The sequence below is a fragment of the Bacillus sp. FSL R5-0286 genome, from assembly GCF_038593245.1.
Classification (GTDB): domain Bacteria; phylum Bacillota; class Bacilli; order Bacillales; family Bacillaceae; genus Bacillus; species Bacillus altitudinis.
In genome coordinates this window covers 1,841,560-1,858,245 of record NZ_CP151977.1, presented here as the reverse complement: position 1 = coordinate 1,858,245, position 16,686 = coordinate 1,841,560, and the positions used below count along the sequence as shown (strand labels likewise).

Below are 16,686 nucleotides of genomic sequence, written 5' to 3'. Positions count from 1 at the left end.
TCTGACATGTCTCCTTTTTATATGTGATTCAATCCAATATTCTGTTTTCAGCTCATATAAAACTGTACCCACTGTGAAAAATCTAAAACGGAGAAACTGCATGAGAAAAAGTTTCTGATATAATACGCAAAGTAGGACATATGTCCTTTTCAACATGAGGGCATCTATCATTTAATGGAACTAGACTGAAAAAGAAGGAGATTTTGAACGAATGAAAGGTGTTATTTTCGCATTATTAGGAGGCGCTTGTATTACACTGCAAGGCGTAGCCAACGCCAGAATTAGTCAAGATATCGGGACGTGGCAGGCGGCAACGATCACGCAGCTGACAGGGTTTATCATCTCTCTCGTCATTTTACTCATCGTACGGGATGGCCACTTTAAGGAATACAAAAAAGTGCAGCCTCTTTATTTAATTGGAGGTGCATTTGCAGCCATTATTATTTTTAATGAGGTCACTGCCATTCAAATCATTGGTGTGACACTCACCATCGCTGCTTTACTTATCGCACAGCTTGCGTTTACCTTTGCCATCGATGCAAAAGGATGGTTTGGTGTTCAGAAGAAAAAAATGAAATGGCCCCATTATGCAGGCATCTTTTTAATGATTGCAGGCGTCATCATCTTAAAACTATAAAGGAGGGCATCAGATGGAGGAGTTGCATGATGAATCTCTTTTTTCCTATTATATGAAGACACATCAATTACAGAATGTCTTTCATCAAAAACTCATCTCACATGTGAGCTTGTGGCGCTATCAGCAAGGTGAGCTGATTTGTTCAAAAGGGGATAAAAGGGAGTATATGTACTTGCTGGTGAAAGGAAAATTAAAGATTTTCACCACCACAAAAGAAGGAAAAACATTTATTCTTTGCTTTAAAAACCCTCTTGAAGCGATTGGAGATATTGAATACGTTCAGCAGACAGATATGGTCAATACAGTTGAAGCCGTTACAGAAGTACATATGCTCAGGATTTCTCATCAAGCCCTCATGCGGCATGCAAAGGACGATCCTCGAGTTTTAACCTTTTTGCTCAAGGGCATCACAAACAAATTTTATACAAAATCAAATGATTTAAGCTTCCACCTTTTATACCCTGTAGAGGTCAGGCTTGCAAGCTATTTATTGTCTGTTTTAACAGGTGATGATGACGCGCACGCACGCACGCTTCGCCTCACGGATGCAGCGAGCTTAATTGGAACAAGCTACCGCCATATTAATCGGGTCATTCAGCAGTTCCAAGAAAAAGGGCTGATTGAAAGGCGAAGAGGAAAGATTACGATTTATGATCAAAAAGGGCTTTTAGAAATAGCAGAACACAACATTTATGAATAGAAGAAACGAAGGGACTTATATATGATCATAGGAATAATATTAGCTGTCACTGCTGGGGCACTTGTCAGCTTACAAACCATTTTTAATAGTAAAGTCAATGAGCATACAGGCTCTTGGTCAACAACGACGCTAGTTCTAGGAATGGGCTTTATCGCTTCACTTCTGATGGGTCTTTTGTTAGAAGGAACCGGCATGTTTCAATTAAGGCATATGGAAGCCTGGTACTGGATAAGCGGAGCCATCGGGGTAGGCGTTGTCATCTGTCTTGTTCAGAGCATCAAACGTCTCGGTCCCACTTATGGAATCTCGATTGTTCTCACCTCCCAGCTAGGTTGTGCGCTTCTATTTGATTCGCTTGGCTGGCTTGGGTTAGAAAAAGTAACATTTTCTTTTACAAAATTATTAGGTGTACTTGTCATTGTGGCAGGAATCCTCGTATTTAAGTTAACCAAGCTTGAACCAGTAGAAGAGGAGCAGTCAAGAGAAAAAGGGCTGCCACAAAAGTAGCTGCCCTTTTATTTAAATCAACCGCCGCCATAAAACCGTTATGGTAGATAAACCAGTTAAAAGGAGCCTTTTCATGAAAGGCTTTTTTTTCTGTCCATAGTCGCTTGCTTTATATTCTGTTCGATCTTTCGCTACGAGAACACTATAAGCGATTTTTCGTTCGATTGCTTCCGTCAGAGATAACGCAAATGGTGCACTATCAATCACCAAAATCGATTCAGTATTTAAAAAGCTGGATCTTGCATCTAGATTATATGTTCCAATAATACTTAAGTTATCATCAATGACCATTGATTTGGCGTGAATTGAATACGGACCTTGATATTCATACAAATGAACACCCGTTTTCATGAGTTCCTTTTTCGTGCTTAAATATCCTGCAAATGCTAAAGGGTTTGGTGTCGCTGTAAGAGAATTCGTCACGATCGTCGTTTGAATATCACTTGGTAATGGCGTGAGTCCGTCTTTCATTGGCCGTGTCGGTATGACATAAGGCGTCTGGATAAGAACCGAACGCTTTGACCGCTGTGCGAGATCGTTTAACTTTTTCAAGACGAGCGGACGTTTATTTAAGCGTTCCACTGGATTTGTGAAAAATGCAATCTGCTTTGCACGAATGGCGTCTTTTGCCCAATCATATGTGGCCATGACAAAGGGTTCTTTTGTACGAATGGCTTCCTGATAAGATCGAAGCAGCTGTTTTCTTAACTTTTTTCCTTTTTTCGCTTTTGCCTTGGAAAATACATCTTTTGTTCTTTTCGTAAAATCATGATTCCACAAATAAACGAAATACTGCTCCATTTCATCTAATACTTTTCCTTTTTTGGCGTTGTACAGCAGCACATCTCGGTCATACGCAAAGTCTTTCGGGGGCTGATCTGCAAAGTATTTATCACCAATATTTCTGCCGCCCATGACAGCGACCCTGCCATCTGCCAAAAGAAGCTTATCGTGAAGGCGGTTATGCCACGTCCATGGCTTGAACAAACGAAAAGGCTCATAAAAACGAATGGCCATATTCGGATGATTCGCCACAGCATAACGCAAATGCTTCAGCGGTCCACGCAGGCTATGGCAAATGCCATCTAACAACAGCTGAACTTTTACTCCTCGATCAGCCGCTTCAATTAAAGCACCAAGCACCCATTCGGCGGTTTTTCCTTTTTGAATGGAATAATAACTCAAACGAATGTTCTTTTTAGCCTCTCGAATCATTTGAACTCTCACTTGACCTGATTCAAACCCGTCATCAAGCAGCATGACTTGATTTATGCCTTGGTCGTCTCCTGAGATGGAAGAAGCTTTATAGATGCAATGTTCTTTACAAGTTTTTTGAAACGGTAAATAAAACAAGACAAATGCGGTCAAAAATACATACACCACATATAAAAGGATCAGAAAAAACAAGAATTGAAGCACAGTGATCAACTCCTTTCACACAAACCGTTCTTTTTCTTAGCTTATGTTAAAAACAAAATTTCACTCATCCAGCTTTCTAATAAAAAATACAGGATAAAAGAATCACCTTGTTTTCATAGGGCATTTAATTATAGTATGAAATGAGTAAGGGGGAATCGCATTGAATGAACCATTATTTAATATACCAAGTGATGTGTACCAAACGTTAAGTGAAACAGAACGTTATTTACTGCATTATATTCACCAGCATTTAGAGGATATCTCCACCTTATCCATCGTCACATTAAGTGAAAGAGCCAACGTGTCGACGGCGACCATTGTCAGACTGATGAAGAAAATTGGATACAATGGCTATACATCCTTTAAATATCGATTGAAACAAGAAAAGAAAATGACAGATGATAGTGATCAACTAAAAAATATTGACGAAGACATCAAACTAGCCATTCGAAAAAATGAAGAAGAGGTCTTAAAGACAATTCAACTGCAAAGTATTGGGCAAATTGAGGATGCGGTTCAAAAGATCCATGATGCGGACAAAATTTATATTTTTGGCAGAGGCTTTTCAGAGATGATCGCCAAAGAGATGACCATCAAATTGCAGCTCATCGGAAAAACATGTGAAGTTCATGACGACCCGAATATCATTCGGCTCAAATCGCGTGACATTGATAAAAACGAGCTTGCCATCTTTGTTTCATTAAATGGAGAAACGTCGGAACTAGTGGAAGCCTGCCAAAACCTTAGTATGAAGCAGGTCACGACCATTACGGTCACAACTAGAATTGATTCTACATTAAGTAAAATATCAGATATGACACTCGTCGGATATAAAGGGGAACAATCATTCTTCCCAGATTATGAAGTCAGGTCCCGCCTGTCGCTTCATGTCATTGCCCGCATTTTACTAGACGCCTATGTGATTCGGATGAAATAAACACTCAAAAAGCCTTCCACACTTTATGATGGGGGGCTTTTTAACATGAAAACCTTTACACAATCTGAAAACATTTTCACTGAATCGTATGAGATACTTTCTTTAGAGAAAAGAAAGAAGGTGAAACCAATTGATTTATACCTGCACCTTAAATCCTGCTATTGACCTATATATTGCATTAAAAGAAATGCGGGCAGATACAGTCAACCGCACGGAAGATGAGGATTATCAGCCAAATGGAAAAGGTGTTAATGTGTCCATTATGCTAAAGAAATATGGCTTCACCAGCACTGCATTAGGATTTATTGCTGGGTTTTCAGGTTCATATATTGAACAATCGTTAAAAGATCTCTCCATTCAAACTGATTTTATCCCAGTGGATGGGATTACACGCATTAATGTATTTATTAACACAACGGAAGAATACAAGCTTGTGAATCAAGGACCTGCTATTGAGGCAAAAGCGCTTGATGCCTTTCGCGAAAAAATCTCGACCATTCCAAAAGGCAGCATCTTCATTATGTCAGGCAGTCTGCCTAAAGGCGTTCCTGCTAGCATTTTCTCAGAGATAGCCGCTATTTGTCATCAAAACAACGTGAGATTTATTTTAGACACAAGCTCTAAAGCGGTTTTAGAAACACTTCAATACAAACCATATTTACTAAAACCAAATGAAGAAGAGATTGCCGCATTTTTTGGAAAAACCCACCGTTTATCAGAAACAGAACTCGTTGAATCAGGACGAAAGCTGATCGAGATGGGTGCAGAGCAAGTACTCATTTCCCGAGGAGGAGAAGGTGCACTATTCCTTACAAACGAAGCCGTATTAAAAGGAAATGCACCAATAGGAACGGTCGTAAACACGGCTTGTTCTGGTGATGCCATGCTCGCTGCATTCCTAAGTAAACAGCTGGAAGGACAACCTCATGAAGAATGCTTACGCTACGGCATTGCAACAGGGGCATCTACCGCCTTTTCAAAAGGGTTAAGTGATTTACATGACATTGATTCATTAATTGAGCAAATACACATTCAGAGCATATAAGGGGGAGTTCACATGAGCCGCAAGAAAATTGTCGCTGCCACTGGCTGTCCAACAGGCATTGCGCACACATTTATGGCAGCTGAGGCATTAAAAATCGCAGCTGAGCAATTAGGGGTCGACATCAAAGTTGAAACGCATGGTCAAGTAGGAATTGAAAACGCTTTAACGGATCAAGACATTTTGGAGGCCGATGGGGTCATTGTCGCTGCTGACAAAGATGTGAATACAGATCGTTTTCACGGCAAACCACTCATTGAAGTGCCTGTAGCGAAGGGTATCCGCACACCAAACGAACTGATTCAAGGCATTATCAATGGAGAAGCTCCCGTTCATCAAGTGAAAGGAAGAGCTTCTGGAACAGAAAAACCATCTGCGCCTTCATCAGCTCAACAAAAGTCAGCGAATAAGTGGATACACACCATCTACAAACATTTGATGAACGGTGTATCACACATGCTTCCATTTGTTGTTGGGGGCGGGGTCTTAATTGCTTTATCTTTTCTATTCGGTATTTACTCAGCTGATCCTCAGCATGAAACGTATCATCCGTTTGCTGCCTACTTGAAAAACATTGGCGGACTCGGCTTTAGCTTAATGGTGCCTATTTTAGCAGCATTTATCGCTGATTCAATCGCCAAACGACCAGGGATGGTTGTCGGATTTATCGGCGGCTTGCTTGCAAACGATGGAGGCGCTGGATTCTTAGGTGGTATTATCGCAGGTTTTGCAGCAGGGTATATCATCGTACTTCTTCAATTCCTGCTTCAAAAATTACCAGCATCACTTGACGGATTAAAATCAATTTTCATCTATCCTGTCATTGGTATTTTCTTAATTGGGGCTGTCATGACCCCGCTATTAGTTCCAATTACAGGGCTAAATAATTCATTAATGGATTTTCTCTCATCAGTTCAATCCACAAATCCATTGCTTTTAGGTTTAATTGTTGGAGCCATGTGTGGATTTGATATGGGAGGACCTTTTAACAAAGCAGCCTATGTCACAGGAACGGCTTTACTCGCAGAAGGTAACCTTTACTTCATGGCAGGGGTGTCAGCAGCATGTATCACACCGCCGCTTATCATTGCGATTGCCACAACGATTTTCCGAAAACATTTTACACCACAAGAACGAAATGCTGGGATGATCAACTATATTCTCGGAGCGACTCATATTACCGAAGGAGCCATTCCATTTGCAGCAAAAAATCCAGTCGTTGTCCTGCCAATTATCATGTTTGGTTCCGCCATCTCTGCTATATTGACGTATCTCTTTGGCGTACAGGTTCCAGCTCCGCATGGCGGATTCCTTGTCCTTCCAGTCGTCACAGGCGCATTTCAGTGGGTGCTTTCCATACTCATCGGCTCACTTGTAGGTGCGATTTTATACGGACTTTACCGCAAGAAAATAGACAAACCCGCAGTTTAATAGGAAGGAAGAAAAATGATGGAACATATTTATATGAATCTACATGAAACAGCTTCTTCACAGGCTGGCGTTTTCGCAGCCATAGCTGACATTGCCTCTGAAGCAGGGATTTGTACATCTCCTGAGGCTGTCAAAAAAGGACTAGCTGAAAGAGAATCTCTGAGTACAACCGGCTTTCAAGATGGATTTGCCATTCCGCATACACAGTCAGACACCATCACAAAACCGGCACTCGTCATCGTCCGTACAGAAACCGGAATCGAATGGGACGCTTTTGATGGAAAGCCTTGCTTTTTCTTCTTATCCTTACTCATTCCAAAAAGTGAAGCAGGAACCACTCACTTACAAGCACTTTCTGCTCTTTCACGCGGATTAATGGATGAAACGAAACGGCAAAAACTGCTCGAAACAAGAACAAATGAAGAAATGCTCGCTGTATTAAAAACAGATATTTTGACGAGAGAGGATGTTTGACCATGCCTTTACTTTCCACAACACCTATGCTTGAAGCAGCAAAAAAAGAAAAATACGGAATTGTCGCATTCAATGTACATTCCTTTGATAGTATTTACTGGGTACTCGAAACGGCAGCTGAATTAAAATCACCTGTCATTTTGCAAACAACGGTTGGCACGGTCCAATCGCTTGGCGCAAAAGCCATTGCAGATACAGTAAAGGCGGCAGCTGATCAATACCAAATGCCAATCGGACTTCATCTCGATCATTGCACTGATTTTGATGTGATTCTTACTTGTATACGAGCAGGATATACATCCGTGATGATCGATGCTTCCATGCATTCATATGAAGAAAATGTACGCCGCACAAAAGAAGTGGTTGACCTTGCCTTAAAAGTAGGTGTGAATGTAGAAGCCGAGTTAGGCAAGGTAGGCGGGGTAGAAGATGATATTGTCGTGGATGAAAAAGATGCTGAAAAAGCCATTCCATCAGAATGCCGTCAATTTGTAGAAGAAACTGGTGTACCTACTTTAGCACCTGCGATCGGCACGGCCCACGGCATCTATAAAGGGGTGCCGGATATCGACTTTGACCGCATTGAACAAATTGCAGCGCTTGTCGATGTGCCGCTTGTCCTTCATGGTGGTTCAGCTGTACCAGATGAGGATGTCAAAAGATGTGTTGCACTCGGTATGGCAAAGGTCAATGTGTCCACTGAACTGAAAAATGCATACTCTGAAGCGATTCGTGATCATTTCTCAAACGAACCTGAAAGCTTAGATCCGCGTATGTATTTACAAAAAGCAAAACAAGCAGCCAAAGACATGGTCACATCTAAAATAAAGATCGTTGGCAGTGAAGGAAAAGCCCAACTTTTATATCAATAAAATGAAAAAAAGCAGAGCCGCATCGCTCTGCTTTTTTCACATTATTCGCTTTCTTTCATTTCATTTGATGTACGTACTCGTGCATTTCCCATAAATACGACCGTAATCGCCGCAAGTGCAATCGGGAATAAAGCAATCATAAATACATACGTAATACTTTGTGACATCGCATCAATCACTTTATTTAAAATATCAGGCGGAATTTGTGAGCGTGCCCCCTCTTGGAAAATGGCTTGTGGATCACCAACTTGAGATGGAGCTCCTTTCATTCCGCTAAAAGCATCTGCTAAACGATTTGTCAGGACATTGGTTTGAATCGTTCCAAAAATCGTCACGCCTAAAGTCATCCCAAGTGATCTCATGAACGAATTGGTAGAATTAGCACTGCCGCGGTAGCGCGGAGAGAGATCATTCATTGAAGCAGATGGCAGAAGGGAGAAGCTAAATCCAACGCCAAAACCTGAAATCATCATAAAGAGCGTAAGCCACAATCTTGCTGTATCAGGCGACATATTGGCAAGCAGCAGCATCCCAGCAAAAAATGAAATCACAGAGATGGTCATTAATCGTCTAAAAGGTACTTTCGTCTGCATCGTTCCACCAATCATACTGCCAATCACGGAACCAATCATCATCGGTGTTAAAATGAACCCGGCACTTGTTGCAGATTCACCGTACACCGCCTGGACGAAGATAGGAATAAAGACAGCTAGAATAATAAACGTCCCGCCATATAAAAACGCCAAAATTTGAGATGTCGCAAACAGACGATTTTTAAACATCCAAAATGAAATAATCGGTTCTTCTGCCTTCCGTTCAACAATGAAGAAGATGGTGCCAAAGACAACAAACACAGCAAATAGTGTCAAGATTTGAACAGAATCCCACGCATACGATTTTCCGCCAAGCTCAAGAGCGAACATTAAACTGACAACCGCAACGACAAGTGTAATGGCACCTGACCAGTCAATTTTCTGCTTACGATGCTCGAGCGATTCTTGATAAAATTTGGCGATCAAGAACACACTGACAATACCGATTGGTACGTTAATATAAAACACCCAGTGCCAGCCGATCGAATCCGTAATAATTGCTCCTAACAGCGGTCCTAATACACTGGATAGACCAAAAACTGCACCAAACATACCGGACATTTTCCCGCGCTTTTCTGGCGGGAAGATATCAAAGATAATCGTGAAAGCGATCGGAAGAAGAGCACCGCCTCCAAGTCCTTGAATCGCACGGTAAATAATGAGCTGATCCATTGTTTGTGCGATGCCGCACAGCGCAGATCCAATTAAAAAGAAAATAAGTCCAAACAGAAAAAAACGCTTTCGACCATACATATCTGAAAGCTTTCCATAAATCGGCATACCGGCCATCACTGCCACCATATAAGAAGCAGTCACCCAAGCAAATTTATCAAAACTGCCCAAATCGGCGACGATGCTTCCCATTGCTGTTGCGACAATGGTGTTGTCCATCGCTGCCATAAAAATCCCTAACAGCAAACCGATGACAACAAAGCGAGTGGATGCCTTGCCTTTATGATCCACGTTATTCATTTCATTTACCTCCTGCTTACGTTCTCTTCACTTTTTTGCTATGATCAAGTTAATGATAAAGTAAGAGAACATTTATCTTGATGATCAAGATAAATTGATTTTAAAGGGAGGAGAACAAGTTGTCAACAAAGAACGAGGCAGAAGATCGAGCGGACCAGATCATTCATACGATGAGACGCCTTGCTACACGAACAGTCCTATTTCACCAAGCAGCCGCTCAATCGCTCGGCCTTTTCCCAACAGATCTCAAATCAGCAGATTTGTTAAATGAACTTGGACCACTCACAGCAGGTGAATTAAGTGAAAAAACCGGTCTTAGCTCAGGTGCGGTCACCGCTCTCATTGACCGGTTAGAAAAAGCAGGCTACGTCAAAAGGGAGAAGGACCCAAAAGACAAGCGAAGGGTCATCATTGTTCCATTAACGGCTGGGAAATCACAGGTAAAAGAACTCTTCCATTCCTTATCAGCATCAACCAAACAGCTCACAAACGAATACAAACGAGAAGAATTAGATTTAATCATCCAATTCATTTCAGAAGCATCTGAAATCATGGATCAAGAGCTGCAATTGCTGAAGTCTAAATCGTAAGAAAGCACACTGTGAGGTCTTTAGACGAAGCGGTAATATCTTTTATGTGAGATGTGTTATGAAGGTGCAAGAAGTACTCATTGAGAATAACCATATAGGATACTTATCCTAATAAGGAGAGGTGTGAAAAAATGGAAATTATAAAGTTTAAGGAAACTGATACAAAAGAGATTGTTTCATTGTTTTATGAAACAGTTCATTCCGTAAATTCAAAAAATTATTCCCAAGTACAATTGGATGCTTGGGCACCAAGAGATGAAAAAGAATCTAAAATGAATTCTTGGAAGGAATCATTGAGTCAAAATATCACATTTGTTGCTAAAGTGAATGGTAAAGTTGTTGGTTTTAGCGATTTAACGCATACCGGGTACTTAGATAGACTATTCGTTCATAAAGATTATCAAGGACAAGGTATAGCCACAGCTTTAGTTGATATGCTCGAATCTGAGGCAAAGAAACTAAATCTTTTAGAAATTGATACCGAAGCAAGTATTACAGCTAAGCCATTTTTTGAACATCTAGGTTACAAAATTGTTTGTTCACAAACTGTGGAAAAAAAGGGGGTTAAGTTGGCTAATTTTAAAATGCTAAAAAAAATAAAATAATCATTTTTTTGTTATGCTAACAGGTGCGTTAGTTTAAGAAGAAAGGGTATAACATATTCGTCATATAAAACATGTTATACCCTTTCATTTATTTAACTTTTTTCAATAGTAGAAAAGATATAATACATTGCAGAGGTGATTCAATGAATGAGAGCTCCAGTTATTTAAAGAAGTTAGAAGATTTTTTAGGTGGGACATTTCATCAGGATATTGATTCACCAGAGGAAGCATTAGATGAGTTTATCCATGAAGCTAGCAGAGAATGTCTGCTGTCTACTATAAAGGATTGTCAGGATTTTTTGAATAGTACTCTAACAATACAAAAAAAAGAAAGCTTTATTGAAAATAATGCAGAAATATACTTTCCGGCGATCTCAATAAAGCCTTTACAGTGGTTTAATCAAATAATAGAGGAAATGAAAAAAGCAGTGAAAATGAAGTAACAAAATGAACCTTGATGGGCTTTATCCCTTTCAAGGCTTTTGTGTTTATTGCGCTTCAAACTCAAAAAAACCAAATCAAAGGGTGATTTAAATTGACCTATTTTGTAAGAATCATCGTAGGATAGAGACAAGCAAGACGAACGAAATATGGTGTCCAGAAGGAAGAACCTGCGGACGCTTATCATTGCGCACTTTAAGTGCGTTGTTTTGTCGGTGATGGTGCAGTACATAGTGGTGATGGAAGAACGCGAAAAGCATTGTGAAGTATTAAAATATAGGATTTCAAAAAGATTTACCTGGACGTTCATGACATTACAATAGTTTTCTATCACGTAAAAGAAGACTAAAAACTCTTTGCATACAAGTTTAAAGCACACTCATGCGGGTGTGCTTTTTTGATGATAAAAGAGCACCCAAAAGGTGCACAGTACTTGCTGAAGATGGATTCAGCTTTAAAGAAGGATGGACTCTTTATTCTATACAAAAACACCTTCAATTTGTATTCAGGTATGCTATACACGATTTTCAACTTAAAGGTGTTTTTTGCTTCACTTTATGGGCTCATTCTTCGAGGTCTTGTTTTTTTATTCTACAAAATTTAAATATCTGTTCTTACGAAAACTGTGTAAAATGCACTTGTAGAAGGCGTAGGTGTTGTAAATAATGAAAGGGAATCGTTTCGAACTACAGGTGCTCCAGGTACATTAAATGCCCATGTGACAGTTGCAGGCGCAAGGGTATAAGCTCCATTATTCGAGAGAAAGGTACTTTGCGGTCCTACATCTGTTGGTTTACTTGAAAATTTAAGGGTGCCAGTAATGTTTGCAGTCACAACAAGTGTCACTGAAGCCAGAATATTAGCTGGTGGTGCAGTACTAGAATTGTTTGGAATATTAATAACAATGTCAAAAACATAGGTTCCTATTTGTAAATTATTGATATTAATGCTCCCAGAAAAACCAACAATATTACCGGTATCTCCAGTGATAACATAAGGGAGAGTTTCTGATGTTTGACCTGGTGAGCCTGCTAATTCTGCAAAACCAGAATTGGTCCCTGCAAAGAATATTGGTTTAGTTGATAATGTTGCAATGCCAGTAGGCCCAGTAACACCAGTAGGACCGGTATCTCCTGTCACGCCAGTGGCACCAGTCGGGCCGATAGCTCCTGTCACACCAGTAGCACCAGTAGGACCGGTATCTCCTGTCACACCAGTGGCACCAGTAGCACCGGTATCTCCTGTCACACCAGTGGCACCAGTCGGGCCGATAGCTCCAGTATCTCCAGTAGCACCAGTCGGGCCGATAGCTCCTGTCACGCCAGTAGCACCAGTCGGGCCGATAGCTCCTGTCACGCCAGTAGCACCAGTAGGACCGGTATCTCCAGTCACGCCAGTAGCACCAGTAGGACCGATAGCTCCTGTCACACCAGTGGCGCCGGTTGGGCCAGGATCTCCAATACGCCCAGGTCGTCCTCGTCTTCCAGGAACGACAATGGTTTTTATACAGCAACAATATTCAAAACACTTTCCACAACGACAACAGTAATATCTTTTTTTCATAACGAGCTCCCTTAAACAATGTAGTTATACATATCATATGAATTGTGGGAATATATGTAGGGGCTATGATGGAAGTCGGTAAAAATAGGCACTTTTCATATAAAACTCACCGATGAAAGCACACTCATGTAGGTGTGCTTTTTTAATGAAAAAAGGCACCCAAAAGCTTCACAAAACTTACTGAAAACATTTGGACTTCTTTGGCGCATGGGAGTTGATTAGACTTATAACCAAAGGGAAGAAGGGAGGGATTCCAACTGCACTTAACCAAGAGGGGCACGACTTTATTATCGATGCTGCTTCACACGACCACTTATCTATCAATTGAAGATTTACAGAATCGACTGAATGTCTCTACTCGAACGGTCTACGCTGAAATCAAGCGAATGAATAGTTGGCTGGAAACTCATCAGCTTAGTGGCGTCCAGCGAAAAGATCAACGAGGCTACTATTTAAATCCACACGAGAAAGAAGTCATTATCGAAAAAGCTGACACTGTTCTTGTCGGTCATGACTATGAACCATGTGTAAAAGAAAGACGTGCCATCTTGCTCCTTTCCATTGCATGCAGTGAGAAGCATCTAAAAATTGATGATTTTATGGAGATGACGAAGGTAAGCCGCAATACACTGCTTGAAGATATGAAACAACTAAAAGAAGCACTTTCAAAACAGCAGCTTACACTTCACTATCAGGCGGCCAGTGGCTATTTAATTTCAGGAGAAGAAAGAACAATTCGGTTGGCGCTGAAACCTTATATTCATTTCATTCGCACCATGATAAAAAATGAAAAAACGTTTCCATCGGTTTGGTTAAAGGGTCCCATTTCATATAAGAGAATACATGATCTTCTTCAACAATCCGAACAAGATCTGAAGCTTGAGTTTGCAGATGACATGCTGGATCAGCTGTCTATGGATCTCTTTTTCTACTTTAAACGGATGAAGCTAGGACGTGCAGTACACATTTCAACAGAAGAAAAACGGACACTGCAGGAAACAGATGAATGCTTGGCTGCTATTCGTTTCATGGCGCAAATTCAAAAAGAAACCAGTCTTTTGGTTCATGATGATGAAATCTATTTTCTTAGTACGCTATGGCTCAGTGCCAAAAAACAAAAACTTCCAACAAGTCAAAAACCAGAAGAACATCTCATTCGAACCATTGCGAGACAAATGATCATTGACTTTCAGCGTTATGCGTGTATTTCCTTCCAGGAAGTAGAAGTCTTGGAACAAAACTTAACCATGCATTTAATTCCGGCCTATTATAGGCTCATCTATCACATTGATATCATCAATGAATTAACAGATTCCATGAAACATGCACAGCCAGAGGTGTTTGACATCACGCAAAAGGTTGCTTGCCATTTAGAGAAGGCGACCTGTTCAAAGATGAGCGATCATGAAATTGCCTATGTGGCGATGCATTTTGGCGGCTGGATGAGAAGAGAAGGGATTTCGTCGATTGCGAAACGTTCTGTTTACATTGTTTGTGGAGAAGGAATTGGCACAAGTCACATGCTGAAAACGCAGCTTCTTGAATTAATCGGCTACATCGACATACGCGGACTGTTATCAAAACGTTCATATGAAGAATTAACATCCATTGATGTCGACTTTGTTGTATCAACGACACCTATTTCGTTTAAAGGAAAACCTGTTCATCTCGTTCACCCTATTCTCACTGCTTATGAGAAAAAAACATTGCTTCAATATGGAGAAGGCTCAGAACCTAAGCTTGATGAGCAACATGTGAATGCTTTATTCAATATCATTCAGCAGCATACCATCGTTCAAAATGAAAAAGCATTGCTTCATGACTTGAAGGAACTGCTTCATTCCACATATGTATCACACCAGAAAGGGTGGAAACCAGTGTTAAACGATTTATTAACAGAAGAAACCATTCAGCTCCAGCAAACAGCAGACACATGGCAGGAGGCCATTACAAAAGCAGCGCAGCCTTTGCTTGATCAACAAGCGATTCAGGAAAGTTATGTGAAAGCGATGATCCAGTCTGTTCATCAAAATGGCCCTTATATTGTGATTGCGCCACAAGTGGCGATTCCGCATGCCAGGCCAGAGGATGGCGTGAACAAATTAAGCATGTCACTTATGTCATGTCAGCAGCCCGTTTCCTTTTCAAAGGATGGAAAAAAGCAAGTTCGGCTCATCATTGTATTAGCTGCCATTGACAGTATGACCCACCTGAAAGCACTCAAACAGCTGACGATGCTGTTAAGTGAAGAAAAACGGGTGAGACAATTGATTGAAGCAGAGGAATTAGCTGCCATTCAACAACTAATCAATCGATTTTCACAAGTATAAAGGAGGAAAAAGAGAATGAAAAAAATTCTAGTTGTGTGCGGAAACGGATTAGGAAGCAGCTTCATCGTGGAAATGAATGTAAAAAAAGCATTAGAAGAGCTAGGGCTTGCAGCGGAAGTGGATCACACCGATCTCAGTACAAGCAAAAATGAACAAGCAGACCTCTATATCGGCGCAACAGACATTATCGATCAGCTGGATGACGGCATAAGAAAGGTCGCTGGATTAAATAACTTGTTAGACCAGGAAGCCATTAAAGACGTCCTTCGCAAACACATATAAGCCACGAAAAAGGGGGATTCACATCATGATAGAACTGATCATGAACGATATATTGGGCACACCCGCAATTCTCATCGGTTTGTTTGCACTGGCTGGTTTACTTTTGCAGAAAAAGTCAGCTGCCGATACTGTATCAGGCACCTTAAAAACAACAATGGGTTTTTTAATATTAGGAGCGGGCGCCACAGTCGTATCTGATTCACTTGGGGTTTTCAGGAAGATGTTTGAAGCAGCGTTTCACATTCAAGGGGTTGTCCCAAATACAGATGCCATGGCGGCCATTGCCCAAAAGGAATTCGGTACACAGACAGCGCTCATTATGATTTTTGGTATGGTGGTCAATTTGCTTTTGGCAAAATTCACACCCTTTAAATACGTCTTTTTAACTGGTCATCATACGCTATATATGGCGGCTATGCTTGCAGTCGTTCTGTCAACAGCCGGCATGCAAGGAACGCTGCTGATCATCACTGGTTCAATCGTATTAGGTGCAGCGATGGTCATTGCTCCCGCAATCCTTCAGCCGTTTACAAGGAAAGTCACTGGAAGTGATGATCTGGCGCTCGGTCATTTCAGTACGTTCGGCTATTTTACAGCGGGAATGATCGGCAAATGGGTCGGGCGCCCAGAGAAATCAACGGAAACCATTCAAGTGCCTAAATCACTCGGTTTTCTAAGAGATACATCGGTGGCCATCTCCATTACGATGGCTTTGCTTTTCTTTGCGATTGCACCGTTTGCGGGAATTTCATTCATAGAAAACATTAGTGGTGGTACGAACTTTGCTGTCTTCATTCTCATTCAGGCCATTACCTTTGCTGCTGGGGTGTACATTATTTTAGCAGGTGTACGGATGGCCATCGGGGAAATTGTGCCTGCTTTCAAAGGGATTGCCGATCGTTTCGTCAAAGGGGCAAAGCCGGCACTTGATGCGCCAACTGTTTTCCCATTTGCTCCAAATGCGGTGATCATCGGTTTTTTATGCAGTTTTGCAGGAGGCATCGTGTCTATTTTCCTTCTTCCTTTGTTTGGTTTAACTGTCATTGTTCCTGGACTTGTGCCGCACTTTTTCTGCGGTGCGACAGCGGGCGTATATGGCAATGCAACAGGGGGAGTGAGAGGTGCAGTCGCCGGTTCCTTTGTGAATGGAATACTCCTTTCATTTTTACCAGCTTGTTTACTTCCTGTATTAGGCACTCTTGGCTTTGAAGGGACAACATTTGGCGATACAGACTTCGGTATCATCGGAATATTGATTGGATTGATCAAATTTATATTTCATCTTTAAAAA

17 protein-coding genes are annotated in these 16,686 nt (G+C 41.1%); 14 read left to right on the top strand and 3 right to left on the bottom strand.

Going from position 1 to position 16,686, the window contains the following annotated elements:
• The first annotated feature begins 211 nt into the window (after positions 1 to 211).
• From NST24_RS09435 to NST24_RS09425, 3 genes are read left to right on the top strand one after another with little or no spacing between them, the layout of a single operon-like run.
• Positions 212 to 637, top strand: coding sequence for a DMT family transporter (locus NST24_RS09435; protein ID WP_008343684.1), 426 nt, complete (start codon positions 212 to 214; stop codon positions 635 to 637).
• A gap of 13 nt (positions 638 to 650) precedes the next feature.
• On the top strand, positions 651 to 1,337 hold the full coding sequence (locus tag NST24_RS09430; RefSeq protein WP_342462606.1) for a Crp/Fnr family transcriptional regulator: 687 nt from the start codon (positions 651 to 653) through the stop codon (positions 1,335 to 1,337).
• A gap of 21 nt (positions 1,338 to 1,358) precedes the next feature.
• On the top strand, positions 1,359 to 1,844 hold the full coding sequence (locus NST24_RS09425; RefSeq protein WP_024718278.1) for a DMT family transporter: 486 nt from the start codon (positions 1,359 to 1,361) through the stop codon (positions 1,842 to 1,844).
• A 12-nt stretch (positions 1,845 to 1,856) separates the two neighbouring features.
• Here NST24_RS09425 and NST24_RS09420 read toward each other — a convergent pair whose 3' ends face one another.
• Entirely contained in the window at positions 1,857 to 3,263 is a 1,407-nt protein-coding gene (locus tag NST24_RS09420; RefSeq protein ID WP_342462605.1) for a phospholipase D family protein, read from the bottom strand.
• A 160-nt stretch (positions 3,264 to 3,423) separates the two neighbouring features.
• On the opposite strand from NST24_RS09420, the gene NST24_RS09415 reads away from it, so the two are divergent.
• The 5 genes from NST24_RS09415 (at position 3,424) to NST24_RS09395 (ending at position 8,019) form a co-directional block, all read left to right on the top strand.
• Positions 3,424 to 4,200 carry a MurR/RpiR family transcriptional regulator gene (locus NST24_RS09415; RefSeq protein WP_007499235.1) on the top strand — a complete coding sequence of 259 codons (777 nt, stop codon included), beginning with the start codon at positions 3,424 to 3,426 and terminating at the stop codon, positions 4,198 to 4,200.
• A 130-nt stretch (positions 4,201 to 4,330) separates the two neighbouring features.
• Positions 4,331 to 5,245 carry a 1-phosphofructokinase gene (gene pfkB, locus NST24_RS09410; RefSeq protein ID WP_342462604.1) on the top strand — a complete coding sequence of 305 codons (915 nt, stop codon included), beginning with the start codon at positions 4,331 to 4,333 and terminating at the stop codon, positions 5,243 to 5,245.
• 12 nt (positions 5,246 to 5,257) lie between these two features.
• Entirely contained in the window at positions 5,258 to 6,673 is a 1,416-nt protein-coding gene (locus tag NST24_RS09405) for a PTS fructose transporter subunit IIBC (protein ID WP_045034781.1), read from the top strand.
• A 15-nt stretch (positions 6,674 to 6,688) separates the two neighbouring features.
• Entirely contained in the window at positions 6,689 to 7,147 is a 459-nt protein-coding gene (locus tag NST24_RS09400) for a fructose PTS transporter subunit IIA (protein WP_342462603.1), read from the top strand.
• 2 nt (positions 7,148 to 7,149) lie between these two features.
• Complete coding sequence (locus NST24_RS09395; protein WP_342462602.1) at positions 7,150 to 8,019, top strand: class II fructose-bisphosphate aldolase; 870 nt, start codon at positions 7,150 to 7,152, stop codon at positions 8,017 to 8,019.
• 41 nt (positions 8,020 to 8,060) lie between these two features.
• Here the strand turns inward: NST24_RS09395 and NST24_RS09390 are convergent, their stop codons facing one another.
• On the bottom strand, positions 8,061 to 9,584 hold the full coding sequence (locus NST24_RS09390) for an MDR family MFS transporter (protein WP_100325072.1): 1,524 nt from the start codon (positions 9,582 to 9,584) through the stop codon (positions 8,061 to 8,063).
• Positions 9,585 to 9,754: 170 nt separating this feature from the next.
• Between NST24_RS09390 and NST24_RS09385 the strand changes: the two genes are divergently transcribed.
• From NST24_RS09385 to NST24_RS09375, 3 genes are all read left to right on the top strand, one after another.
• A complete protein-coding gene (locus NST24_RS09385; RefSeq protein ID WP_342462630.1) occupies positions 9,755 to 10,174 on the top strand; it encodes a MarR family transcriptional regulator in 420 nt (139 codons plus the stop codon).
• Positions 10,175 to 10,305: 131 nt separating this feature from the next.
• Complete coding sequence (locus NST24_RS09380) at positions 10,306 to 10,779, top strand: GNAT family N-acetyltransferase (RefSeq protein ID WP_142155210.1); 474 nt, start codon at positions 10,306 to 10,308, stop codon at positions 10,777 to 10,779.
• 143 nt (positions 10,780 to 10,922) lie between these two features.
• On the top strand, positions 10,923 to 11,222 hold the full coding sequence (locus NST24_RS09375; RefSeq protein ID WP_342462601.1) for a contact-dependent growth inhibition system immunity protein: 300 nt from the start codon (positions 10,923 to 10,925) through the stop codon (positions 11,220 to 11,222).
• A gap of 598 nt (positions 11,223 to 11,820) precedes the next feature.
• Here NST24_RS09375 and NST24_RS09370 read toward each other — a convergent pair.
• Positions 11,821 to 12,783 (bottom strand): collagen-like protein, encoded by a 963-nt coding sequence (locus tag NST24_RS09370; RefSeq protein WP_342462600.1) that lies wholly within the window; start codon positions 12,781 to 12,783, stop codon positions 11,821 to 11,823.
• A 257-nt stretch (positions 12,784 to 13,040) separates the two neighbouring features.
• Between NST24_RS09370 and NST24_RS09365 the strand changes: the two genes are divergently transcribed.
• Genes NST24_RS09365 through NST24_RS09355 form a run of 3 tightly spaced genes read left to right on the top strand, consistent with a single transcriptional unit; the run spans position 13,041 to position 16,683 of the window.
• Positions 13,041 to 15,113, top strand: a complete 2,073-nt coding sequence (locus NST24_RS09365) for a BglG family transcription antiterminator (RefSeq protein ID WP_342462629.1) — start codon at positions 13,041 to 13,043, stop codon at positions 15,111 to 15,113.
• Positions 15,114 to 15,128: 15 nt separating this feature from the next.
• Positions 15,129 to 15,395 carry a PTS sugar transporter subunit IIB gene (locus NST24_RS09360; protein ID WP_342462599.1) on the top strand — a complete coding sequence of 89 codons (267 nt, stop codon included), beginning with the start codon at positions 15,129 to 15,131 and terminating at the stop codon, positions 15,393 to 15,395.
• 25 nt (positions 15,396 to 15,420) lie between these two features.
• Complete coding sequence (locus NST24_RS09355) at positions 15,421 to 16,683, top strand: PTS ascorbate transporter subunit IIC (RefSeq protein WP_282747278.1); 1,263 nt, start codon at positions 15,421 to 15,423, stop codon at positions 16,681 to 16,683.
• Positions 16,684 to 16,686 lie beyond the last annotated feature (3 nt).